This is a genomic window from Paracoccus versutus (assembly GCF_000763885.1).
In the GTDB taxonomy this organism is placed as follows: Bacteria; Pseudomonadota; Alphaproteobacteria; order Rhodobacterales; family Rhodobacteraceae; genus Paracoccus; species Paracoccus versutus.
In genome coordinates this window covers 15,995-37,151 of record NZ_JRKO01000044.1, presented here as the reverse complement: position 1 = coordinate 37,151, position 21,157 = coordinate 15,995, and the positions used below count along the sequence as shown (strand labels likewise).

At 65.6% G+C, this 21,157-nt stretch carries 21 protein-coding genes and 1 pseudogene; 7 read left to right on the top strand and 15 right to left on the bottom strand.

Going from position 1 to position 21,157, the window contains the following annotated elements; genetic code table 11:
- Window positions 1–147: 147 nt before the first annotated feature.
- Entirely contained in the window at window positions 148–831 is a 684-nt protein-coding gene (locus IT40_RS18740) for a DUF2848 domain-containing protein (RefSeq protein ID WP_214274096.1), read from the top strand.
- A gap of 16 nt (window positions 832–847) precedes the next feature.
- The gene (locus tag IT40_RS18735; protein ID WP_036758295.1) at window positions 848–1,549 is read left to right on the top strand and encodes a GntR family transcriptional regulator; all 702 of its coding nucleotides are present in this window, start codon (window positions 848–850) and stop codon (window positions 1,547–1,549) included.
- 30 nt (window positions 1,550–1,579) lie between these two features.
- Here IT40_RS18735 and IT40_RS18730 read toward each other — a convergent pair whose 3' ends face one another.
- From IT40_RS18730 to IT40_RS18700, 7 genes are all read right to left on the bottom strand, one after another.
- Window positions 1,580–2,914 (bottom strand): amidase, encoded by a 1,335-nt coding sequence (locus tag IT40_RS18730; RefSeq protein WP_036758292.1) that lies wholly within the window; start codon window positions 2,912–2,914, stop codon window positions 1,580–1,582.
- Window positions 2,914–3,300, bottom strand: coding sequence for a cupin domain-containing protein (locus tag IT40_RS18725; RefSeq protein WP_036758291.1), 387 nt, complete (start codon window positions 3,298–3,300; stop codon window positions 2,914–2,916). The genes IT40_RS18730 and IT40_RS18725 overlap by 1 nt, the downstream gene beginning before the upstream one ends.
- A 27-nt stretch (window positions 3,301–3,327) precedes the next feature.
- Window positions 3,328–4,800, bottom strand: coding sequence for a 4-hydroxyphenylacetate 3-hydroxylase family protein (locus tag IT40_RS18720; protein WP_036758288.1), 1,473 nt, complete (start codon window positions 4,798–4,800; stop codon window positions 3,328–3,330).
- Between the two features lie 22 nt (window positions 4,801–4,822).
- A complete protein-coding gene (locus tag IT40_RS18715) occupies window positions 4,823–5,341 on the bottom strand; it encodes a flavin reductase family protein (protein ID WP_036758286.1) in 519 nt (172 codons plus the stop codon).
- Window positions 5,338–5,892, bottom strand: a complete 555-nt coding sequence (locus IT40_RS18710; protein WP_036758283.1) for a MarR family winged helix-turn-helix transcriptional regulator — start codon at window positions 5,890–5,892, stop codon at window positions 5,338–5,340. Before IT40_RS18710 ends, IT40_RS18715 begins: the two co-directional genes overlap by 4 nt.
- A gap of 194 nt (window positions 5,893–6,086) precedes the next feature.
- Window positions 6,087–7,379: an MFS transporter gene (locus tag IT40_RS18705; RefSeq protein WP_036758281.1), complete on the bottom strand. Its 1,293-nt coding sequence runs from the start codon at window positions 7,377–7,379 to the stop codon at window positions 6,087–6,089.
- A gap of 13 nt (window positions 7,380–7,392) precedes the next feature.
- Complete coding sequence (locus IT40_RS18700; RefSeq protein WP_036758279.1) at window positions 7,393–8,667, bottom strand: ArgE/DapE family deacylase; 1,275 nt, start codon at window positions 8,665–8,667, stop codon at window positions 7,393–7,395.
- A gap of 153 nt (window positions 8,668–8,820) precedes the next feature.
- Between IT40_RS18700 and IT40_RS18695 the strand changes: the two genes are divergently transcribed.
- A complete protein-coding gene (locus IT40_RS18695; RefSeq protein WP_036758277.1) occupies window positions 8,821–9,780 on the top strand; it encodes a LysR family transcriptional regulator in 960 nt (319 codons plus the stop codon).
- Window positions 9,781–9,919: 139 nt separating this feature from the next.
- On the opposite strand, the gene IT40_RS18690 is transcribed toward IT40_RS18695, so the two are convergent.
- Window positions 9,920–10,318, bottom strand: a complete 399-nt coding sequence (locus tag IT40_RS18690; RefSeq protein ID WP_240540474.1) for an aldehyde dehydrogenase family protein — start codon at window positions 10,316–10,318, stop codon at window positions 9,920–9,922.
- 13 nt (window positions 10,319–10,331) lie between these two features.
- Between IT40_RS18690 and IT40_RS30900 the strand changes: the two genes are divergently transcribed.
- Window positions 10,332–10,655: a transposase gene (locus IT40_RS30900; protein WP_036758271.1), complete on the top strand. Its 324-nt coding sequence runs from the start codon at window positions 10,332–10,334 to the stop codon at window positions 10,653–10,655.
- Window positions 10,649–11,137, top strand: a pseudogene (locus IT40_RS30895) (DDE-type integrase/transposase/recombinase); the annotation flags it as partial. The gene IT40_RS30900 and the pseudogene IT40_RS30895, both read left to right, overlap by 7 nt.
- Before the next feature lie 490 nt (window positions 11,138–11,627).
- On the opposite strand, the gene IT40_RS28790 reads toward IT40_RS30895, so the two are convergent.
- From IT40_RS28790 to IT40_RS18665, 5 genes are all read right to left on the bottom strand, one after another.
- Complete coding sequence (locus IT40_RS28790) at window positions 11,628–11,801, bottom strand: hypothetical protein (protein ID WP_157034087.1); 174 nt, start codon at window positions 11,799–11,801, stop codon at window positions 11,628–11,630.
- A gap of 732 nt (window positions 11,802–12,533) precedes the next feature.
- Window positions 12,534–13,937: an NADP-dependent phosphogluconate dehydrogenase gene (gene gndA, locus IT40_RS18680; RefSeq protein ID WP_036758269.1), complete on the bottom strand. Its 1,404-nt coding sequence runs from the start codon at window positions 13,935–13,937 to the stop codon at window positions 12,534–12,536.
- Between the two features lie 173 nt (window positions 13,938–14,110).
- A complete protein-coding gene (locus IT40_RS18675) occupies window positions 14,111–15,415 on the bottom strand; it encodes a TRAP transporter large permease (protein ID WP_036758267.1) in 1,305 nt (434 codons plus the stop codon).
- A gap of 45 nt (window positions 15,416–15,460) precedes the next feature.
- Window positions 15,461–16,051: a TRAP transporter small permease subunit gene (locus IT40_RS18670; protein ID WP_036758266.1), complete on the bottom strand. Its 591-nt coding sequence runs from the start codon at window positions 16,049–16,051 to the stop codon at window positions 15,461–15,463.
- A 1-nt stretch (window position 16,052) separates the two neighbouring features.
- On the bottom strand, window positions 16,053–17,039 hold the full coding sequence (locus tag IT40_RS18665) for a TRAP transporter substrate-binding protein (RefSeq protein ID WP_036758265.1): 987 nt from the start codon (window positions 17,037–17,039) through the stop codon (window positions 16,053–16,055).
- A 242-nt stretch (window positions 17,040–17,281) separates the two neighbouring features.
- Here IT40_RS18665 and IT40_RS18660 point away from each other — a divergent pair, with 242 nt between their 5' ends.
- Window positions 17,282–18,214 carry a LysR substrate-binding domain-containing protein gene (locus IT40_RS18660; RefSeq protein WP_036758264.1) on the top strand — a complete coding sequence of 311 codons (933 nt, stop codon included), beginning with the start codon at window positions 17,282–17,284 and terminating at the stop codon, window positions 18,212–18,214.
- 8 nt (window positions 18,215–18,222) lie between these two features.
- Here the strand turns inward: IT40_RS18660 and IT40_RS18655 are convergent, their stop codons facing one another.
- Together IT40_RS18655 and IT40_RS18650 are read right to left on the bottom strand one after the other, a co-directional pair.
- Entirely contained in the window at window positions 18,223–19,254 is a 1,032-nt protein-coding gene (locus tag IT40_RS18655; protein ID WP_036758262.1) for an L-idonate 5-dehydrogenase, read from the bottom strand.
- A 7-nt stretch (window positions 19,255–19,261) separates the two neighbouring features.
- Window positions 19,262–20,209 (bottom strand): 2-hydroxyacid dehydrogenase, encoded by a 948-nt coding sequence (locus tag IT40_RS18650; RefSeq protein WP_036758320.1) that lies wholly within the window; start codon window positions 20,207–20,209, stop codon window positions 19,262–19,264.
- Window positions 20,210–20,331: 122 nt separating this feature from the next.
- On the opposite strand from IT40_RS18650, the gene IT40_RS18645 reads away from it, so the two are divergent.
- Window positions 20,332–21,123, top strand: a complete 792-nt coding sequence (locus IT40_RS18645) for an SDR family oxidoreductase (RefSeq protein WP_036758260.1) — start codon at window positions 20,332–20,334, stop codon at window positions 21,121–21,123.
- Window positions 21,124–21,157 lie beyond the last annotated feature (34 nt).

The following is a 21,157-nucleotide window of genomic DNA, read 5'->3' as shown; positions in this document are numbered from 1 at the left end:
GTTGCGATATATTTTCATCTTGTAAAATATCACAAGCACATTAATGCTGGACCCGTCAAGACGGAATGTCGGCCAGGCACGTTCGCAAACCCTTTCAGCCGGCCGGCGCCCGCATCTTGGGAAAACTGCCAAGCAAAGGAGCATCCCTTGAAAATCGACATGAATGTCGCAAGCCTGTCGGGCAGCACGCCGCTATGCTTTGAAATCAACGACCTGGTCATCGCGGGCTGGGCCGGGCGCGACAAGGAGGCGATGGAGCATCACATCCGCGAACTGGAGGCGCTGGGGGTGAAACGTCCCGAGACGACCCCGACCTTCTACCGCGTCGCGGCGAATCGGCTGACGACCGGGGGGCGGATCGAATGCAACGGCAGCGCCTCTTCGGGCGAGGTCGAGACGGTGATCATCGCGCAGGGCGGCAAGCTTTATGTCGGCATCGGCTCGGACCATACCGACCGCGAGGTCGAGACCTACGGCATCACCGTGTCCAAGCAGATGTGCGACAAGCCGGTCGGCGCCGAGGTCTGGCCCTTCGACGAGGTGGCGCCGCATTGGGATTCGCTGATCATCCGCAGCTGGCTGACCGCGGACGGCAAGCGCAGCCTCTATCAAGAGGGCACGGTGGCCGGGCTGCTGGATCCGGCGGATGTCATCGCACGCTACACCCAGGGCGCGGACCTTCCCGACGGCACCGCGATCCTGGGCGGAACCACGCCCGCCATCGGGGGAATCCGGCCGGGCGAGGTCTTCGAATGCGAGCTGGAGGACCCGGTGCTTTCCCGCAAACTGCATCTGGTCTATGAAATCAAGGAACTGCCGATCAGCGGCTAACAGCATCGAGGCCCCAATGGATCGCAACTCCGATCCCGTCATCGAGGATTCGCGGCAAGGACCGAAACGCGGGATCAGGAAACTGTCCCTGCGCGACCAAGCCTATGAGGCAATCAAGAAGCGGATCGTGAGTTGCGAATTGCGCCCCGGCGAGGCGGTGACCGTGGCCGACCTGGCCGAGCAGCTTCAGATCGGCCGCACCCCGGTCTTTCAGGCCATCGACCGGCTGACGGTCGACGGCCTGGTCGAGGTGATGCCGCGCAAGGGCGTGGTGGTCGCGCCGATCAGCATGGACAGCCTGGTCGAGATCATCGAGATGCGGCTTCTGAACGAGGCCCAGGCGGCGAACTGGGCGGCGCAAAAGGCCACGCCGCAGGAAATCGCCCAGCTCGACGCCAATGTCGCCGCGACATGGCGGGCCGCGCAGGACCACGACCTGGAGCAGATGATCGAATGCGACCGGGACTTCCACCGGCTGCTGAGCGGCATCGCCGGCAACACCATCCTTGCCGAGTTCCTTGGCAACCTGCACGACCGCTCGCTGCGGTTCTGGTTCCTGTCGCTGCGCGCGCCCGACCACAACCTGCGCGTCTGCGAGCAGCATGCCGCCATCGTCGAGGGCATCCGGGCGCATGACCCCGAGGCGGCCGAGAAGGCGATGCGCGAGCATATCTCGGCCTTCCACAAGAACCTGACCCAGCAGAACCTGCGCAGCTGATCCCCGGCTGGCTGCGCCGGGGACGCCGGTTCAGGCGGCCAGCACCCGTTCGACACCGCGCGCGAACGCAAGCAGGTCGCGGTCGGCCAAGGTTTCGCCCATCAGCGTCAGCCCCACCGGCAGGCCGTCGACGGGAAGCGGCAGCGAGATCGCGCAGCGGTCCAGGAAATTCGCCACCGTCGGATTGCGCAGCGCCAGCAGGTTGGTCGCGCCGAAAAGCGCGTCGTCGGCCTCTAGCGCCGCTGTCTCGGGCGCGATGATCGGAACGGTCGGCATCAGCACCGCCGCGAAATCCGCGGTGATCCCGTTCGCCCGGCCGATCATGGCAAGGCGGGCTTCCAGCAAGCTCGCATATTCGCCCGGCCGCAGAGTCTCGCCCTTGCGGATGCGGATGGCGACGCGCGGGTCATAGCCGGCCTCGCACCGCGCCAGGCGCTCGCGGTGCCGCTCCAGCGCCTCGGCCGCGACGATGCCGCCGCGGGCGTTCAGCTCCGGCAGCCGGTCCAGGTCGGGCAGGCGGATGCGGGTCAGCCGTGCCCCTGCGGCCTCGATCCGGCGCAAGGCGGCCTCGAAGGCGCGGGCGACGGCGTCATCCATGTCCTCGGTGACGTAATTCTCCAGCACCGCGAAGCGCAGCCCCGACAGCGGCGGGGCATCCGGTGCGGCGATCGGCTCGCCCGCCAGCGCGGCATCCACGAGGGCGCAGCATTCGACCGTCCGGGCGATGGACCCTACGGAATCGAAGCTGTGGGACAGCGGGAACACGCCGCTGCGCGGCACCCGCCGCGCCGTGGGCTTGAAGCCGACAAGGCCGCAAAACGCCGCCGGGATGCGGCACGAGCCGCCGGTATCGGTGCCCAGCCCGACCGCCGCCATGCCGTCCGCGACCGAAACCGCCGCCCCCGAGGACGACCCGCCCGGAATGCGGCTGCGATCGGCCGGATTGCCGGGCGTGCCGTAATGCGGATTGAGCCCCAGCCCGGAATAGGCGAATTCGGTCATGTTGGTATGGCCCATCACCACCATCCCGGCCATGCGCAGCCGCCGCACCGCCTCGGCATCGGCGCGGGCGGGCGGCGCCTGCTCCATCACCCTGGCCCCGGCCGTCGTCACCTTGCCCTGGATGTCGAACAGCGCCTTGATCGAGACGGGCACCCCGGCCAGCGGCGACGAAGCCCGCCCCTCGGCCCGCATCCGGTCGGCCAGGCCGGCCATAGCAAGGCTGCGGTCGGGGTCGATCATGGTAAAGGTGCGGCGTCCCTCGCCATCGCCGTCAAGGATGCGGTCCAGGCAAGCCGATGTCAGCGCCGTGACGGACAATTCGCCCGCCGCCATGCGGCGGGCCAGAACGGAGACGGGCTCCATCACTTGTCCTGATCGTAATAGTGGATCTCCATCAGCACGCAGCCGTTCTCGGACTTGAACGGGCCATGATAGGCCCCCGGCGGACGACAGGCATAGGTGTTGGGCTGGAAGGATTCGCCGCCATCCCCGTTCTCGTCATTGCCCACGGTCAGGTCGCCCGAGACGAGATAGACCTCTTCCCAGTAGTCATGGACGAAAGGCGCGGTGGTAAAGACGCCGGGCTGAAAGCGCAGCAGCCGGGTGCGATTGCCCACCTTGGCCTCTTCGTCCAGCCTGCCGGCCAGGATCTTCTGCTGGATGCCGGCCGGATAGCCCGGCGGCGTGTGCCAGCCCTCGGTTTCCATGTCGATGGCGTGGAATTCCTTGTGTTCCTTGTCGATGGCCATGAATGCCTCCTTTGCTGCGGAATTGGGCTATTGCGAAACCTGGGCCAACTCGGCCTCCAGGGAGTAACTGTCGAGCATCCGGTCCACGAGGCCGGTGGCACCGTCCCAGTCGAAGGTGCGGAACGAGTGGTTCTTGGTCACGAAGGTCGCGCCGGCATAGAACATCTCGTATTGGGTGTGACGCGAGGCGAATTCCGAGCCGATCGCATCCCAGGCCAGCTTGAAGAACTTCACCCGCCCCTCGGAATCGGTGGTGGGCGATTGCTGGGTCTTGCCGATCAGGGCGCGCAGTTCGGGATTGCCGAAATCCTCCAGCGACGAGGGCAGCATGATCAGCCCGCCGCCGGCCAGATCGCGCAGCGCGCCGATGAAGGCATTGTAGTTCTGCTGCGTCAGCACCTGCGCCGAATACAGCATCGAGCCGTCGGGCACATAATAGCCGTTGACCATCTTGCCCTTGGCCTCCAGCGCATGGACGAAAGCCTCGACCATGGTGCATTGCGCGGCAAGCTGGCCCAGCGTCTCGCGCACCTGCGGGAAGGCGATGATGCCGTTGGTCTCGGCGATCTTGCGCGCGATGCCCATCAGGAAGCGCATCTTCACCATCAGCCGGATCTGCGCCTGATAGTTCTGATAGACATGCGCCGGGGTGGCGTGGAACTGGCCCGAGGTGAGCTTGAGATCCTGGTTGACGAAGACCCGGTCCCACGGAACCTTCACGTCGTCGAAATAGAGCACCGCGTCGTTCTCGTCGAAACGCGAGGCCAGCGGATAGTCGAAGACGTTTCCGGCATGCTCCTCGTAGGATTTCCGCGACAGGATCTTCAGCCCCTTGGCGTTCATCGGGATGGCGAAAGAGATCGCATAGCGTTCCTCACCCTCGCGCAGGGGCTGGATGCAGGTCACGAAGACCTCGTTGGCAACGATGCCGCCGGTGGCCAGCATCTTGGCGCCGCGCACGGTGATGCCCTCGGCGTCCTGATCCACGACGCCGGCGGTCAGGAACGGATCGGCCTGCTCATGCGCGGCTTTCGAGCGGTCCGCCTGCGGGTTGATGATCACATAGGTCAGGTAAAGTTCGTTGTCGCGCGCATAGTGATAGTAATCCGACAGCGCCTTGGCGCGGGCGGGGTCATGCGCCTCGAATAGCGGCAGCCCCATATACATGCCGGCGATGCACGAGGCGACGTGATCGGGCGCCCGGCCCAGGAAACCGCCATGCAGTTCTGTCCAGGCCTCCAGCGCCCGGCGGCGCTCGACCAGATCGGCATAGCTGCGCGGCAACTGCCAGATCCGGTTGGCACGAAACCCAGTATCGGTCTCGAAGGTCATCAGGTCCAGGTTTTCCGGGCGCGACTGGAAATCATACATCCGCGCCACCGATTGAACGGTTCGCCGGAACGAGGGGTGTTCGGTCACATCCCCGGCTTCGGCGCCGTTGATGAAAACCCTGCGCCCATCGCGCAAGGATTCGACATGTTGCTGTCCGGTCTTGAACATCAGGCTCTCCTGTTGGTGATTGTCAGTAATGGATGTCGAGCGGCCAGAGCGACGGCGCCGCCTCGCCCTGGTGCAGCGAGGCATAGCGGCCCTGCGCAAAGACCAGCGGCGGCCGCTCGGGATGGGATGCAAAGCGGCGGACCCGGCCAAGGAACAGCACATGGTCGCCGCCATCGCAGCGGGCATGGGCATCGCATTCGAAGACAGCCGCGGCGCCGGGCAGCAGAGGCGCCCCGCCATGGCCGGGCCGGTAATCCACCCCCTGCCATTTCGCGCCCGGCCGGGCAAAGCGGTTGGACAGCGCCTGCTGGTTCTCGGCCAGAACATGGACGGCATAGCTTTCTACCGCCTCCCATGCCGGCAGGCCGCGGGCCTTGCGGTCGATGGAAAACAGCACCAGCGGCGGATCAAGCGACAGCGAATTGAACGAGCTCATCGTCATGCCCAGCAACTCGTCGCCGAGACGGGCGGTCATGATGCAGACGCCGGTCGGGAACTGGCCGAGGGTCCGGCGCAAGGCGAGCGGGTCGGTGACGGTCATTTCTCGTCCTTTCCATCGTCCAGCAGGTAATCGGCCAGCGTGGCCGCGCGCCCGGCGCTTGCCCGCATCCGGCGCATGATCTTGCAGAGCAGGCGGAAATCCTGGGCCGAGAGCGGTTCGAAGAGCGTGTCGTTCACCTCGCGCTGCAACGGGGCAAGCTGCAACAGCAGCGCGACACCGCGCGGGGTCAGCGTCAGGTTCACCCGGCGCTGGTCCGCGGGATTGGTCTTCTTGTGGATCACCCCGAGCTTCGCCAGCCGCTTGGTCTCGATGGTGATGAAGGCGCCGGACAGGCCAAGATGGTCGGCCAGTTCCTTCACGCCGACGCCCTTCTCGCCCTGGAACTGCCGGATCGCCGCCAGGATCGTGTATTGCGGCCCCGACAGGCCCAGAAAGGTGCAGAAGCGGTCACGCATATGCTCCAGCCCGGCAAAGACCGACAGCATGTCATGCAGCATGTCGCGGAAACCGTCGTCCGAGCCATGGTCCAGCAATTCGTCGCGGCTGACGGTCACCCCCTGCTCCTGCAGTTCTGCATCCCTGCGAATCATCAGATCATCCTGTGATATTTCAGAAGATGATTAATTGAGAATGCTAAGCTGTAAAGCTATTTTTTGTCGGATCGGCACTTTCCGGGCGGAGGCGCAGAGAAAGGCGAGCAGGCGGCGCTTCCGGCGCACCCGCTCGCGGAAAAGAAGGCAATCGCCGTGAGCGGCTGTCGACGGCGCCGGCCCCAGCCGCCCTTCTAGGCCGGCACGGCCTCTGCATTGGCTTGGCGATAGCGGCCCAGCAGCGATACGCTGACCAGCGAAATGCCCGCCAGGGTGCTGGCAAAGACGGCGAGCGGCCACCATTCTCCGCTGAACTTCTCGGCCAGGATGGTTCCCAGCACCGGCGTCAGCCCTCCGGCGATGGCACCGCAGAACTGGTAGCCGATGGAAATCGCGCTGTAGCGAACGCGAGCCGGGAAGATCTGCGAGATATAGCCGGCGATCACCGCATAAGAGAAGGCGCCGAAGATGATGTTGACGATCAGCCCGACCTGGATCAGCGCGTAATTGCCGGTTTCGACCACCATGAACACCGGATAGGGCGTCAGGACCGAGATGCCCAGGCAGACTTGCAAGAACAGGCGCTCATTGCCCATCCTCTCGGCGATGCGGGCGCCGATCGGCTGGCACAGAAGCTGCGCCACCGCAGTCCAGAACAACGCGTTCAGGATCCTGGCGCGCGGGAGGCCGGCATATTGCGTGGCATAGGCGACCAGGAAGGTATTGTAGAAATAGACCGCCGCGATGCCGAAAGTATTCGCGCCCATCGCCAGGAAGATGGCACCGCGCCAGTCGCGGAACACCTCGACCGCCGGCAATTTGGCCGGTTTCCCGGTCTGCCGGACCTTTTCGAATTCCGGGGTCTCCTCGATGTTGAGGCGGATGACCAGGCCGACGCCCAGCAACACGATGCTGACCAGGAACGGCACGCGCCAGCCCCAGCTCAGGAACACCTCCTGATCGACCAGCCCGGCGATGCGAAAGGCCAGCAGCGCCAGCACCAGACCGGCCGGACTGCCCAGCTGCGCGAATGAGGCGAAAAAGGTCTGCCGTCCCTTGGGCGCATGTTCCGCCGCCAGCAGCACCGCGCCGCCCCATTCGCCGCCGACCGCAATGCCTTGGAAGATGCGAAGCACCACCAGCAGGATCGGCGCCCAGACGCCGATCGTCGCATGGGTCGGCAGCATGCCGATCAGGGCGGTGGCGATGCCCATCATGACCAGCGTCACCACAAGGATGTTCTTGCGCCCCATCCGGTCACCCAGATGGCCAAAGATCAGCCCGCCCAGCGGACGGGCAAAGAAGCCGACCGCAAAGGTGCCGAAGGCCGCGAGCGTGCCGATATAGGGCGACGATCCGGTAAAGAACAACGGCCCGAACACCAGCGCGGCGGCGAAGCCGTAGATGTAGAAGTCATACCACTCGATGGTGGTGCCGACGAAAGAGCCCAAGGCGGCCCGCCGGGATTGGGATTTCCTGTCTTGCATCGTCGTCTCCTCCTCAGACCCTGCGCAGACCACACCAGCGCTGGATGAAGTCGGCGATCACCCGGGTGGTGTGCCTGACGCTCTCCAGCTCGACATATTCGTCGAAACCATGCATCTGCCCGCCGGCGGGGCCGTAGCAGAGGCTGGGGATGTCGTAATAACGACCATAGAAGCGGCTGTCGGTGACCCCGGTGAACAGCCATTCCCGCGCCTCGGCGCCGGTCGCCGTCCTGTGGGCCTCGCGCATCGTCGCCTCGAAGGCGCTGCCGGGTTCCAACACGTAATCCTCCGCCTGAAAACCGTGCCAGATGATCTCGGGCGGGTTCGGCGCGAGGAACGGATCGGCCTCTGCCGCCCGCATGACCACATCGGCAAGCTCCTGGCGGAATGCCTCCAGCGACATGCCCGGCAGGACCGCGATGCGGCAGTCCAGCTCGCACCAGGCCGGGGTCGAGCTCGCCCAGTCGCCGCCGCGGATCTTGCCTGCGTTGAACTTGATCGGCGCGGTCAGCCCGGAGAACCGGGGGTGCGTCTTGACCCGTTCGTTCAGGTCGCGGGTGAAGGCCTGCAGCGCCTCTATCAGTCGATAGGTCGAGAGAATGGCGTTGGTGCCCTGTTCGCTTTCGGCGACATGCGCCGGCTTGCCCCGCACCGAAAGGCGGAACCACATCACGCCGATCTGCCCACGCCCGATGCAATGCCCGGTGGGTTCCGGGATCAGGCAGGCATCGGCACGATAACCGCGCGCCAGCGTCGAAAGCGCGCCGTTGCCGGTGGATTCCTCTTCGGTCACACTTTGCACATAGACGTCGCTGCCCGGCAGATAGCCGGCATGCCGCAGGGCGTCGAGCGCGAAGACCATGGCGCAAACCCCGGCCTTCATGTCGCAAGCCCCGCGCCCGAACAGCTTGCCCTCGACGACCGTCGCGCCATAGGGCGGCGCGGACCACATGGCCTCCGGTCCGGTCGGCACCACGTCCACATGGCCCTGCAGGATCAGGCTGCGGCCAACCGGCTGCGGCGCGCGGATCGCGGCGACCACCTGCACCGCCTGGCCATAATCGGTGTCGCGCACCGGCGAATGGCCCGGCAGGTGCTCCATGTCCACATCGGAAAGCACATAGCGGTCGACACTCCAGCCACGGGTGCGGAACGCGTCGGCGATCCAGTCCTGGCAGGGGCCTTCCAGGCCGCGCTGGCTGGGAAAGCCGACCAAGGTCTTCAGCCAGTCGAGCTGTCGGTCCCAACTGGCCGCGATGGCCTGGTCGAGATCTGACGACGTGAGCATTCCTTCTCCTCCCATGATCTGCATCGTCGCGCCGCGTGCTGGATCTCGTCGGGAACGGCGCGGGGTCTGAGCAACGGAATAGGCGTCGCCGGATAATCTGGAAAATACATTAATTTCGTTCTATTCTTTCATTTCATGAAACAAGGAGGATGCATGCGGTCCCGGCTGACGCTCAGGCAGTTGCGCTATGTCTGCGAAGTGGCGCGGTTGCAGAATGTCCTTGCGGCCTCGCGGGCGTTGGGGATCTCGACCTCATCCATCCTGGCGGCCATCGACGCGGCCGAGCACGAGGCGGGCACCCGCATCTTCAACCGCTTCCCAGCCAAGGGCATCCGCATCACCCCGGCCGGCAGCCGGTTCGTCACTGCCGCCGCACGGCTGCTGGCAGCGGAGACCGAATTCGCGCGCGCCACCAGCGACATCTCGGCGCGCATTCCTGATCCGCTGCGGATCGGCTGTTTCGAGCCGCTGGGGACGCTGCTTCTGCCCAGCGTGCTGCGCCGCTTCACGGCGAACGAAGCCGATGTCGAGATCGTGGTGAGAGAGGGCGACCAGAGCGAATTGCGCGACTGGCTTTCCGCCGGCGAGATCGAGTTCGCCGTGCTCTACGAGGGCGACATCATCGCCCCCTTCGACCGGACGCCGATCTGCCTGGTGCCGCCGCATGTCGCCATGCACCCCGACGATCCGCTCGCCAGGCAAGAGGCAATCCGGATCGCGGACATCGCCCGGCGTCCCTTCGTATTGCTGGACCAGCCCGAGATCGCACCGCAATTGCTGGCCATCTTCCGCCTGATTGCCGAGGCGCCGCAGATCAGCTTTCGCGCCCGGACCTATGGTGCCGCGCTGGCGGCAATATCAGAGGGGTTCGGCCTTTCGATCCTGAACTTGCGGCCCTTGACCCCGATTTATGCCGAGCAGGGCGCCATCGTCAGGAAGCCCATCGTCGACGACCTGCCTTTTGCCAAGCTCGTTGTCGCCGATACCTATGGGGCCGAGAAACCCTATTTCCTGCAATCCTTCATCGCGACCTTCAGGAAATACCTTGCCGAGATCGGCACCGACGGTTTCGCCGTCCGCAATCCCGGTCACAAGAAGGATCTTCTATTCTGAGACCCAACGCAAAACCGGCAGACCGGCGCTGTCCCCGCCAGGCTGATATCGTGCGGTTGGACCCGGCGCTTGTCGGACCCGCGCCGGCTTCCGCTGAGGTGACGGCCGCATTTAGACCAGGATGCGCATATACTGATATTCAGGCAATTCTCGATGCCATGGTGCTGCCCTCGCGGCCAAGGCAGGACTGTTTGACGCCGCCAAAGGGCATCACCTCAGACGAGATCAAGCTGGCGTTCACCCTGACCATGCCGATCTCCAGCATCCCGACCACCCGCCAGACGTGGGAGGGGTGGCGGGCATAGAAATAGCCCGCCAACCTGCATTTTCTGGCATTGGCCACCGCCTCGTCCTCGGCCTCGAAGCGCCAGATGGAAGCGGCAGTTGAACATCCGCCGCGACGCGCTGGAGGCCTCAGCCCAGAACGAGCTAGGAAAGCACCTGTGGAGCCCGAGCTGTTTCGCGCGTTCTGTGCCGATTTCAGGAGGGAGATGAACTGACCCCTCTCTGGTTTTTCCGGCAGCTCCATCTTTTGCATAGGATGGAGCATCATGAGCCAGATGACGATCAGGTTTTCCCGCGAAATGCGTGCGCAGGCGGTGCGATTGGTTCTCGACAATGGGGATCAGCACGTCTTTCGTTTGCCGTGGGTCCTGTCGATCTCGGCGAAGATTGGCTGCGGAGCGCAGATGCCGAAGGGTTGGGTCCAGAAGGCCGAGGTCGACAGCGGCAAGCGCGCAGGGATCCCGACCGAGATGGCCCAGAGGATGCAGGCGCTGGAGCGACAGAACCGCGAGTTGCGCCAGGCGAAGGAGGTCTTTCGTAAGGGTGAGGGCCTCGCGATCGGTTCGAGGGCTGGCCCTCACCCTTCGTGATCGCTGCCTCCGCCCGGACGCTCGTCGGCTGGCGCGCCAGCACTTCAGCTCATGCGGGTTTCGTGCTCGATGCCCTGGAACAGACCGTGCATGATCGGCGCCCGCCCAAGGGCATCGGCTGGTTCACCATAGCGACAACGGCTCGCAATATCTGTCCGTTCTCTCCAGCGAGCAGATGGCAGAAGCGGGTATAGAGCCTTCGGTGGGGAACGTCGGAGACAGCTGCGACGACCCCTTGGCCGAGACGATCAATGGTCTGCTCAAAGCCGAGGTCATCCGCCGCCGCGGGCCGGGACGCAGCTTCGAGGCCGTCGAGTGCGCCATGCTGGAATGGGTCGACTGGTTCAACACCTCCTCGCAGGTTCTCGCGAACCCATGGCGTTCACCTGCTCGATCTGCTCGAACCGATCGGGAACATCCCGTCCGCCGAAGCCGAGGCCAACTTCTACGCGGTTCTGGACACTGATCCCATAGCCGCGTAACTCACCAAAATCGGCCTCCGGAAAGCACCGTGCGGTTCACTATATCGATGATGGCTCGAGATATCTTGGCAGGGGCGTCTGCCGGGTTTTCCAGAGTGGCGGCGCCAAACGCCGGCATAACAGGTATTCCGCTCACGAGAGACGAATGACCGATTGCATCGGCCACAACTTTACGGTCCACTCGGAAAACCCCGCTCTCCACGCGCCAATCCACCACCCCAAATCCCGGAATTTCGCCGTCGCCAAGCAAAGTTGCCCCTAATCCAGGGCCTCTAGATCCAAGTCGACTTCCAAAATTCGTAGGCTATTCCTCGCGAGCAGAGGCACGGCCGATGCAGGCTGCCAATCGCAGCATCGGCCGCAACCCCCGCGGCGAAAGTCGTGAACTTGGGCAAGGTGCAACCCGGTGCAAACAGGGCGCGATCTGCATCGCCCCAGGAAAGGGCCATGAGTGGGCTGCGGCATTCATGGACCGACCCGCCCGCGGCGATCAGCCCTCGAAACGGATGCCGAGGGCAGGAAGATGGTCCTGCGCAAACGGCGACCAGCGCGCTGGCCGGGTGCCGGCCTCGGGGGCGAATGCCTCCAGCACATCGAGCAGCTGCACCAAGGTCGCCCGGATGATCGCATGGCCCAGGCAGGCAGGCTGCCCCAGGCCGAACATCAGCGCGCGCGCCCTGGTGGTCGGGGTCGAACCGTTCCGGCGCCGGAAACGCCAGCGGGTCGTGATTGCCCGCCGCCCAGACCATCGACAGGACGGTCCCGGCCTCCATCACCAGGGCCCCAGGGCAATCCTGCCCGTTGCCATAGGAGTGGAGATGACCAGGCGCCGGCATTCGTTGGCGCATTGCGCCGTCGCCGTCACCTGGCGCCGATGCGCGAAACCCCCGCCGGTCCGGCTGTCGGCCTGGAGCGAGCGCATCCGCCGGTTCCGCCCGCCATGCCGGAAGCAGGCTGCTGGCCGATGTCCGCCATGGCGACATGGCCGCCGACGGTTTTCCCACGACCCCCTGGAAGCGCGCCATGTCCACTCCCCTGTCCCGACAGCCCGAGCGCCTGAGCCATGCCGGCCCGCGCGGCACGCCGCGGCTGCGCACCGCGCTGCAGGGCCATCTCTGGCGGGCGCACTGGTCTGCGAGCCCGGCCAGATCGTCATCGTCAACGGCCCGCAGCAGGGGCTGGATCTTTGCGCGCGGCTGATCCTCGATCCGGGCGATGCCTTTGCAATCGAGAGCCCCTGGCATGCGACGGCGCGCCAAGTGCTGAGCGACACGGGGGCGATGCCGGTTTCTATCCCGGTCGACGAGGCGGGGCCGAGGACCGAGGCGCTGAGGTTCGCGATGTCGAACAAGACCGACAAAGGCCGGACATCGAACTGCCAGGGATATTTTGCCCCTCAGCTCTTCCCGCCCCAGGGTCCGTGATGGCTGTCCTGCCCGTCCAGCCGGTCGAAGCCATGCGCGCCGAAAAAGTCGCGCTGCGCCTGGATCATGTTCGCCGTGCCGCGGCCGGTGCGCATCATGTCGAACCAGCCAAGCCCCGAGGCCAGCGCCGGCAAGGCATGGCCGTGCAGCACGCCCTGCGCCACCACCGCGCGCAGCGCCGGCATCGCGGTCTCGAGCTTTTCGGCGAAGAACGGCGCCAGCACCAGGTTGCGCGACGGATCCTCGGCCAGCGCCGTCGCCATGTCGTTCAGCATCGCCGAGCGGATGATGCAGCCCGCACGCCAGACCCGCGCGATCCCCGGCAGGTCGAGCTGCCAGCCGAAGGCGCGGCCGGCGGCCTCGATCATCGCGAAACCCTGCGCATAGCACAGGATCTTGCCGGCGATAAGCGCCTGCTCCAGCTGGTCGCGCGCCAGGTCCAGCGCCTGCGGGGCGGCACCGAAACGCGCCTCGCCCGCCTTGCGCTCGTCGATGCGGGCCGAGACGTTGCGCGCCATCACCGCCGCCTCGATCACCGGGATCGGCGCCGCCAGGTGCTGCGCCTCGATCGCGGTCCAGCGGCCGGTGCCCTTCTGCCCGGCGGCGTCCAGGATCACGTCCAGCATCGGCTGGCCGGTCAGCGGATCGGTGGCGCGGGCCACCGCGGCCGAGATCTCGACCAGATAGGATTTCAGCACGCCTTCGTTCCAGCCGGCGAAGGTCTCGCCGATGGCGGCGGCGGACAGGCCGAGCCCGTCGCGCATCACGCCATAAACCTCGGCGATCATCTGCATGTCGGCATATTCGATGCCGTTATGCACGGTCTTGACGAAATGCCCGGCGCCGGCCTCGCCCATCCAGGTGGCGCAGGGGGTGCCGTCCTCGGCCTGGGCGGCGATGGCCTGCATGACCCCTGCGACGCGGTCCCAGTCGGCCCGCGCGCCGCCGCCCATGATGGCGGGGCCGTGGCGCGCGCCCTCTTCGCCGCCCGAGACGCCCATGCCCAGGAAGCGCATCGGCAGGCCGGACGCCGCGCGGCGGTTGGTGTCGTGGAAATTGGCGTTGCCGGCGTCGATCACCAGGTCATCGGGGCCGAGCAGCGGCGCCAGCGCGGCAATCTGGTCGTCGACGGCCGGACCGGCGGGGACCATCAGGATGATGGCGCGCGGCGGGGCAATGGCGGCGACCAGGTCGGCCAGGCTCTCGGTCGGGATCACGCGATCCGCCAGCACGCCGGCCTCAGCGTGGAAGCGGCGGGTCACTTCGGTGGTGCGGTTCCACACCGCGATGGGAAAGCCCTTCTCGGCGATGTTCAGCGCCAGCGCCGCCCCCATCGTCCCAAGGCCGATAAGGCCGATCGAAGTTTCAGTTTTCATTATTCTTCTTTGCTCTGGACAGCGCATCCCCGAGGGACGCCGATTGATGATCGAAATGCAGCTGCGCGTTAGGCCGTGGCATGGAGCCTCTGATAGCGCCAACGGAACAGGCAGTCAAAGCCGACCTGCATGGCGCCCCGGCAAGAAGACCTGGGCGCCACGCCCTAGCGGGATCAGCCCAGTAGCAGGTTGGGCAGGAAGGTGACGATCCCAGGGAACACGGCCAGCATGATCGCAAAGCCGATCATGATCAGCAGGAAGGGGAAGGTGACGCGTGCGATATAGGCCGTGCTTCGGGCGGTGATGTTCTGGATGACGGCAAAGTTGAACGCCACCGGCGGCGTGATTTGCGCCATCTCGACCACCAGGACCATGAAGATGCCGAACCAGATCTTGTCGAAGCCCGCGGCCTCGACCAAGGGCAGCACCACCGGCAGGGTGGTCGCGATCATGGAGAAGCCTTCAAGCGCCGTCCCCAGCACCAGATACAGCACGATCAGCGCAACGATCAGCAGCATCGGCGAGAGGTTCCAGTCCGTCACCACATTTGCAACCGCGCCAGGAATGCCAAGGGTCGAGGTGATGTTGCCCAGCACCGATGCCCCAAGGATGATGATGCCCATGACCGAGCAGGTCTGCACCGTCCCCAGCAGAATGTCGCGCAGCGCCCGCAGGCTCAGCGCACCCTGCGACAGCGACACGAGGAAGGCCCCGACCACGCCCAGGGCCGCGGCCTCGGAAGGGGTCGCCAGCCCGCCATACATCGAGCCCAGCACGCAGAGGATCAGGAACATGACCGGCCCGAGATCCCGAAGGGCGGCAAGGCGCTGGCGGAACGGCATGTGGCGCAACGCCCGTTCGTTTTCGGGCACCAGGTCAGGCTTGGCGCTGGCGCGGATCATGATGTAGACGGCAAAGACCAGGGCAAGCAGGACGCCGGGGATGAAGCCGGCGGTGAAAAGCCGCAGGATCGATTCATTGGCCAGCACGCCATACATGATCATCACCGTCGACGGCGGGATCAGGAAGCCCAGCGTCCCGGCACCGGCAAGGCTGCCGATGGCCAGGTCGGGCGAATAGCCCCTGGCCAGCAGTTCCTTCAGGGTCATGCGGCCGACGACCTGCGTCGTCGCGGCCGAGGATCCCGAAATCGCCGCAAAGATCGAGCAGCCGACGACATTGACATGCAGCAACCGGCCCGGAAGCAGGCCCGCCCAGGGCGCCAGACCACTGAACAGCGTTTCCGACAGGCGCGTCCTGAACAGGAACTCACCCATCAGGATGAACAGCGGCAACGCGACCAGGTCGGGCGTCGTCAGGATGTTGAACAGGTATTGCGGAAACAGCCTGTCGACGGGCAGGCCGGTGAACAGCATTGCCAGGCCGATGGCCGTGGCCAGCAAGGCGATTCCGATCCAGGCCCCGATGGCCAATGTGCCGAAAAGAAGCCCGAACAGGCTTGCGACGATAGCGCCCATGTTTCTCCCCGATATTCCTTGTTTCGCGCGCAGGGGCGCTGTGGCTTACTCGATGGCGCTCGCGGCACCGAGGCTGGGTTTGTCGACGGCGTTTCCGCTGATGGCGGTGACGAGACGGGCGACCATCTGGAAGGCCAGGACGGCCGCCCCGATGGTCAGCACCAGTTGCGGAATCCACAAGGGCGTGAAGCTGTCCTGGGAAACCTCGCCGTAGCTCCAGGTGCGATGCGTGAACTGCGCAAGCCAGATCGCCAGCGGCAGCGTGACGGCGGTCCCCAGGATGGCGGCGAAGATCTCGAACATCCTGGCATAGCGACCCTTGCCCATCGAGAGCAGCAGCTCCACCCGCAATTGCAAGCCCGCGCGCAGCGTCATGCCCGAGCCGAGCAGGAAGGCCGCGCCCATCAGATAGGCACTATACTCCCAGCCGATTCCGGTGCCCGTCGGAAAGGACGGGACATAGCGGCTGATCAACGCCATCGCGGTGTCGATCAGCACGAGCAATGTCAGGCCCACGACGCAAAGACCGGCAAGCCAGGCCGCGACAAGTGAGGCGAAGTCTGCCGCCCTTTGCAGGGCAGCCACAGCGCCGCGTTCAGCGACGGCTTCGGGGGCGAGGTGCCGCTCTCCGGCCATCTCAGTTGCCGCCTTTCGACGCGAGATAGGCATCGGCAATCGGCTTGGCCGCAGGAACCCGGTCAAAGAACTCTGCCTGAACCTGCTTGGCTTTCTCGACGATCTGGGCCTTCAGCTCGTCCGACAGCTCGACCACCTGCATGCCGTGGCCGGTCATGATCTCAAGGCTCTTCTGGTCGCTCTCGCGCGAGCTTTCCCAGAATTGCGGCTCAAGCTCGGCGGCGACCTTCTCGATGGCAGCCTGCTGTTCCGGCGAAAGCTTGCCCCAGGAATCCAGGTTGATCGTCACCGCGTTCGACCCCCAGGTGTGGTTGGTCGGATAGATGTGGCTCAGGAATTCCCAGAACTTGCCGTCCACGCCCGAGGTGGCAGAGGTCGCGACGCCACTGACACGGCCCGAGGCCAGCGCCGGCAGCAACTCGCCCCAGGGCATGGCGATGCCGTCCATGCCAAGGCTGCTGACGATATCGACGGTATTCTTGTCGGCGCCGCGCACCGTGATGCCGCGGAAATCGCCGATGTCGTCGATCTCGGTCTTCAGATAGACATACTGGGCCGGCGACGGCACCATGTAGAGGATCTTCTGGTTGTATTGCTCGGCCAGCTTCTCGAATTCGGGGCGAAGGAAGGCGTGGTATTCTTTCAACTCCTCCATCGACTCCACCAGGAAGGGCACGCCTTCGGCGCCGAACAGCGGATTCATCCCGATCTGCTGGCTGATGTTGATGTCCGCCATGTCGGCCAGCCCGTCGCGAACCGCACCGAGTTGGTCGGGCCCCTTGAAGCCCAGCGACCCCGAGGTGGCGACGGTGATGACGACCTCGCCATCGGTGGCCTCTTTCACGGCTTCGGCGAAGCTCTTGGTGTTTTCCGCCATGAAGTTGCCGTCCGGCAGCACTTCGGACAGGCTGAGCCGGGTCTGCCCCATGGCGGCGCTTGCCATGACCAGCGCGGTCGCTGCCCCGCAGGCGATTGACTTCAGGATCATCGAACTCTCCCAATGTTGGCGCTTACCGCAGACGAACGGGACCAAGATCTCGCGGCTGCGGCGCGACAGTTTTGCAGTTTTGTGACCGTTGCACCTGTCACCCTAGCGACAGGCCCATCGCTGCGAAAAGAACAGTTCGGTCTGACATGATCGCGAATGCTTATACATCGGTGCGCCCCACGCGCCGACCCAATAGAATGGCCGCGCGGCCGGGCAGAATCGCGCTTCAGGGGTGTATTATCATGGACATACGCAGGCTTTACGCCTTCATGAAGATCGTGGACATCGGCAGCATCACGCGGGCGTCCGCGATCCTGCACATCGCCCAGCCGGCGCTGAGCCAGCAGATCGCCGCGCTGGAAACCCATTTCGGCAAGCCGCTGCTGCTGCGCTCGAAACGCGGCGTCATCCCGACCGAGGCGGGCAAGGTCCTGTATCGCCATTGCCAGATGATCATCCGGCAGATGAACCAGGCCGAGCAGGACATCGCCACCTCATCGGAAGAAATTACCGGCGCGGTCAGCGTCGGCTTCGCGCCGCTGGGCCTTGGTTCTCTTGTGGCGACGCAGCTGATGCGGACCATCCGCGAAAAGCATCCGGGGATCCTGCTTTATGCCAATGAGGCGGTCGGCGGCGGCGTGATCAGCGAACAGATCATGACCGGCAAGATGGACATCGCGCTGATCTTCGATCCGGGCAAGATCCCCAGCCTCAGCTTCGAGCCGATCTCGACGGAAGAGCTGTATTTCGTGGGAACGCAGATCGCCGAGCCGGAGGATGGCGAGATCTCGTTCGCCGAGGCCGTGTCCCAGCCGCTGATCCTGCCGAGCCCGATCCATACCGTCCGCCAGGTGATCGAAACCACGCTGTCGCGCGTCGGGACCAGCGCGCAGGTCGTCGCCCAGACCGAGTCGATCTCGTATCTGTCGAACGCGCTGGCCGAGGGGCTGGGCTGCACCATCCTGCCCGCATCGGCAGCGCAGGCCGTGCTGCGTCGCGTCCCGGATGCCCGGAGCTACCGCATCCGGCGCCCCAACATGAAGGTCGCCATGGCGATCTGCGTCTCGGCGCAGCTGCCTCTTTCGGAAGCGGCCGCCGTGGTGCGCGATCATCTGGTGCGGCTGGCAACAGAGATGGCGCAATCCCCGGCGGCCTTCGATTCAGCCCAAGGGTAGCGCGCCCCTCAGGCGAAAAGGATCTGTGCCTTGACCGCCGTGGCGCGGTCCGAGGCCAGCCGGAACGCCTGCTCGGCCTCGTCCAGGGCGACCTCGTGGGTGATCAGCGGCTTGACGTCGATCCGGCCCGCCAGCATGGCCTGGACGCCGGTCGCGAACTCCTGGTGGAACCGGAAGGAGCCGCGCAGGTCCAGCTCCTTGGCGGTAAGCGCCGTCATCGGCAGCGGCATGTCGCCGCCCAATCCCAACTGCACGACCACGCCGCGCGGCCGCATGGCCGCGATGGCCGGCGCGATGGCCGCGGCGACACCCGTGCATTCGAACAGGACATCGAAGCTTCCCTTGCCCACGGCAAAGGGCGACAGGCCATCCGGCGCCGTGCCGGTGTTGACCGTCAGATCCGCGCCGCATTGGCGCGCCATCGCCAGCGTGAAATCCGACAGGTCCGTCGCAACGATCTCGCCCGCGCCCGCCAGCCGCGCCGACAGGATCGACAACAGGCCGATGGGGCCGCAGCCGGTGACGAGCACGCGCTTGCCCAGCAATTCCCCGGCCCGGCGCGCGGCGTGCAGCGTGACCGCCAGGGGCTCGGCCATCGCCGCCTCGCCCGGCGTCAGGCCGTTAGCCAGCACGCATTGCGTGGCATCCGCCACCAGCTCCTGCCGGAACGCGCCCTGGATATGCGGGAACGGCATGGCCGAGCCGTAGAAGCGCATGTTCTCGCAATGGTTAGGCAGCCCCTCGCGGCAATAGCCGCAATCCCCGCAGGGACGCGAGGGCGACACGGCGACCAGATCGCCGGGAACGAGCCCCGCCACGTCCGGCGCGCATTCGACGACATGGCCGGAAACCTCATGGCCAAGGATCATCGGCTCGCGCAGCCGCACCGTCCCGAAGCCGCCGTGGTTGTAGTAATGCAGGTCCGATCCGCAGACCCCGCCGGCCGCAAGGCGGATGCGCACCTGTCCGGGGCCAAGCGCCTCGGGCTCGCGTTCCTCGATGCGCAGATCCCTGGCGGCGTGGATGACGATCGCTTTCATGGTGGCCTCAGATAACCGGGGTAAGCAGGGGCTGGCCGGCGAAATGCGCCGCCAGGTTGTTGCGGACCAGCTCGCCCATCGCCTTGCGCGTCTCGATGGTGCCCGAGGCCTGGTGCGGCTGCAAAAGCACGTTCGGCAGGTCCAGGAAGCGCGGGTCGATCCGGGGTTCGTTATCGAAAACATCCAGCGCCGCCGCGCCCAGCCGGCCGTCTTGCAGGGCAGCGATGAGCGCCTGCTCGTCGATGTTGGAGGCGCGCGAGACATTGACCAGCACGCCCTCGGGGCCCAGCGCCTCGATCACCTCGCGATTGACGATGTGCCGGGTCTGCGCCGAAGCCGCCAGCGCGACGAACAGGAACTCGGAATGCCGCGCCAGCTCGACCGGATCGGCGATGAAGGTCAGGTCGGTGGCATAATCCTTGGCCGCGACATCGGAATAGGCGATGTCCATGCCAAAGCCGCGCAGACGCTGGGCGATCTCGAAGCCGATCCGGCCCAATCCCAGGATGCCGGCCTTCTTGCCCCAGATGCGGCGCTGCAGCGGATAATTACCCTTGGCCGCCCAGTGGCCGCCCCGCACCCAGGCTTCGGCGCCGACGATGCCGCGCGCGACGGCCAGCATCATCGCCACGCCCAGATCGGCCACATCGCCCGTCAGCACGTCGGGCGTGTTCGTCACCCGGATCCCCCACTCGCGGCAGGCCTGCAGATCGACCGCGTCGAAACCCACGCCATAGACCGAGATCAGCTCGAGATTCGGGCAGGCCTCGATGACCTCGCGGCTGGCCCCCAACTCGCCCCTGGTGGCGATGGCCCGCACATGCGCCCCGCATTCGGCAAGGAAGGCATCCTTGTCCGCGGCCTCGAAATAACGGCGCAGGTCGTAATCCGCGTTCAGCGGAACTTCATCCCATTCTGGATAGGCCCCCATCTGCAGGACTACCGGCTTGCTCATCGTCTTCTCCATCGTGGTGCGGGATTTTCCGATCGCCCCTTCAGCGGGCCCTTGACTCGGATTGTTATCGATAACAAACACGAGTCGGACGGATTTGTCGAGCCCCAAACGGAGTATCTGGGATGGCCGGAACGAATGGATTTGTGGAAAGCATGTTCGGGTTGGCGGGCCGCCGCGCGCTGGTGACGGGGTCGTCGCAGGGCATCGGTCACGCGCTGGCGCGGGGGCTGGCGAAAAGCGGCGCCGCGGTCGTGCTGAACGCCCGGAACCCGGAACGGCTGGAGGAGGCGCGCGCCGCGCTGCAGGCGGAACTGCCCGAGGCCGAGATCCGGGCCCTGCCCTTCGACGTGACGCGCCATGACGAAGTCCGCGCCGCGATCGACGGTTTCGAGGCCACGACCGGGCCCATCGACATCCTGGTCAACAATGCCGGCATGCAGTATCGCACGCCGCTCGAAGATTTCCCGGCTGACAGGTTCGAGGCCCTGCTGCAGACCAACATCGCCTCGGTCTTTCACGTCGGCCAAGCGGTGGCGCGGCACATGATCCGGCGCGGCCGCGGCAAGATCGTCAATATCTGCTCGGTCCAGACCGCATTGGCACGGCCGGGCATCGCCCCCTATACTGCCACCAAGGGCGCCGTCGGCAACCTGACCAAGGGCATGGCCACGGACTGGGCCCGCCACGGGCTGCAATGCAATGCCATCGCGCCGGGATATTTCGACACGCCGCTGAACGCCGCGCTGGTCGCGGACCCCGACTTCTCGGCCTGGCTGGAAAAGCGCACGCCCGCCGGGCGCTGGGGCCTGGTCGAGGAACTGGTGGGGGCCTGCATCTTCCTGTCCTCGGACGCCTCGAGCTTCGTGAACGGGCACACGCTCTATGTGGACGGGGCGATCAGTGTTTCGCTCTAAGCGCGCATCATCCCCTCGTGCCGGGCGGCCGGCG

Bases quoted from the DNA above. Each gene is read 5' to 3' on its own strand.
- IT40_RS18725 (WP_036758291.1), bottom strand. From the start codon at position 3,300: ATGGCCATCGACAAGGAACACAAGGAATTCCACGCCATCGACATGGAA.
- IT40_RS30900 (WP_036758271.1), top strand. From the start codon at position 10,332: ATGAGCCAGATGACGATCAGGTTTTCCCGCGAAATGCGTGCGCAGGCG.
- IT40_RS18660 (WP_036758264.1), top strand. From the start codon at position 17,282: ATGGACATACGCAGGCTTTACGCCTTCATGAAGATCGTGGACATCGGC.
- IT40_RS18665 (WP_036758265.1), bottom strand. From the start codon at position 17,039: ATGATCCTGAAGTCAATCGCCTGCGGGGCAGCGACCGCGCTGGTCATG.
- IT40_RS18710 (WP_036758283.1), bottom strand. From the start codon at position 5,892: ATGATTCGCAGGGATGCAGAACTGCAGGAGCAGGGGGTGACCGTCAGC.
- IT40_RS18715 (WP_036758286.1), bottom strand. From the start codon at position 5,341: ATGACCGTCACCGACCCGCTCGCCTTGCGCCGGACCCTCGGCCAGTTC.
- IT40_RS18670 (WP_036758266.1), bottom strand. From the start codon at position 16,051: ATGGCCGGAGAGCGGCACCTCGCCCCCGAAGCCGTCGCTGAACGCGGC.
- IT40_RS18695 (WP_036758277.1), top strand. From the start codon at position 8,821: ATGCGGTCCCGGCTGACGCTCAGGCAGTTGCGCTATGTCTGCGAAGTG.
- IT40_RS18700 (WP_036758279.1), bottom strand. From the start codon at position 8,667: ATGCTCACGTCGTCAGATCTCGACCAGGCCATCGCGGCCAGTTGGGAC.
- IT40_RS28790 (WP_157034087.1), bottom strand. From the start codon at position 11,801: ATGTTCGGCCTGGGGCAGCCTGCCTGCCTGGGCCATGCGATCATCCGG.
- IT40_RS18730 (WP_036758292.1), bottom strand. From the start codon at position 2,914: ATGGAGCCCGTCTCCGTTCTGGCCCGCCGCATGGCGGCGGGCGAATTG.
- IT40_RS18720 (WP_036758288.1), bottom strand. From the start codon at position 4,800: ATGTTCAAGACCGGACAGCAACATGTCGAATCCTTGCGCGATGGGCGC.
- IT40_RS18655 (WP_036758262.1), bottom strand. From the start codon at position 19,254: ATGAAAGCGATCGTCATCCACGCCGCCAGGGATCTGCGCATCGAGGAA.
- IT40_RS18645 (WP_036758260.1), top strand. From the start codon at position 20,332: ATGGCCGGAACGAATGGATTTGTGGAAAGCATGTTCGGGTTGGCGGGC.
- IT40_RS18650 (WP_036758320.1), bottom strand. From the start codon at position 20,209: ATGAGCAAGCCGGTAGTCCTGCAGATGGGGGCCTATCCAGAATGGGAT.
- IT40_RS18735 (WP_036758295.1), top strand. From the start codon at position 848: ATGGATCGCAACTCCGATCCCGTCATCGAGGATTCGCGGCAAGGACCG.
- IT40_RS18690 (WP_240540474.1), bottom strand. From the start codon at position 10,318: ATGCAAAAGATGGAGCTGCCGGAAAAACCAGAGAGGGGTCAGTTCATC.
- gndA (WP_036758269.1), bottom strand. From the start codon at position 13,937: ATGAAAACTGAAACTTCGATCGGCCTTATCGGCCTTGGGACGATGGGG.
- IT40_RS18705 (WP_036758281.1), bottom strand. From the start codon at position 7,379: ATGCAAGACAGGAAATCCCAATCCCGGCGGGCCGCCTTGGGCTCTTTC.
- IT40_RS18675 (WP_036758267.1), bottom strand. From the start codon at position 15,415: ATGGGCGCTATCGTCGCAAGCCTGTTCGGGCTTCTTTTCGGCACATTG.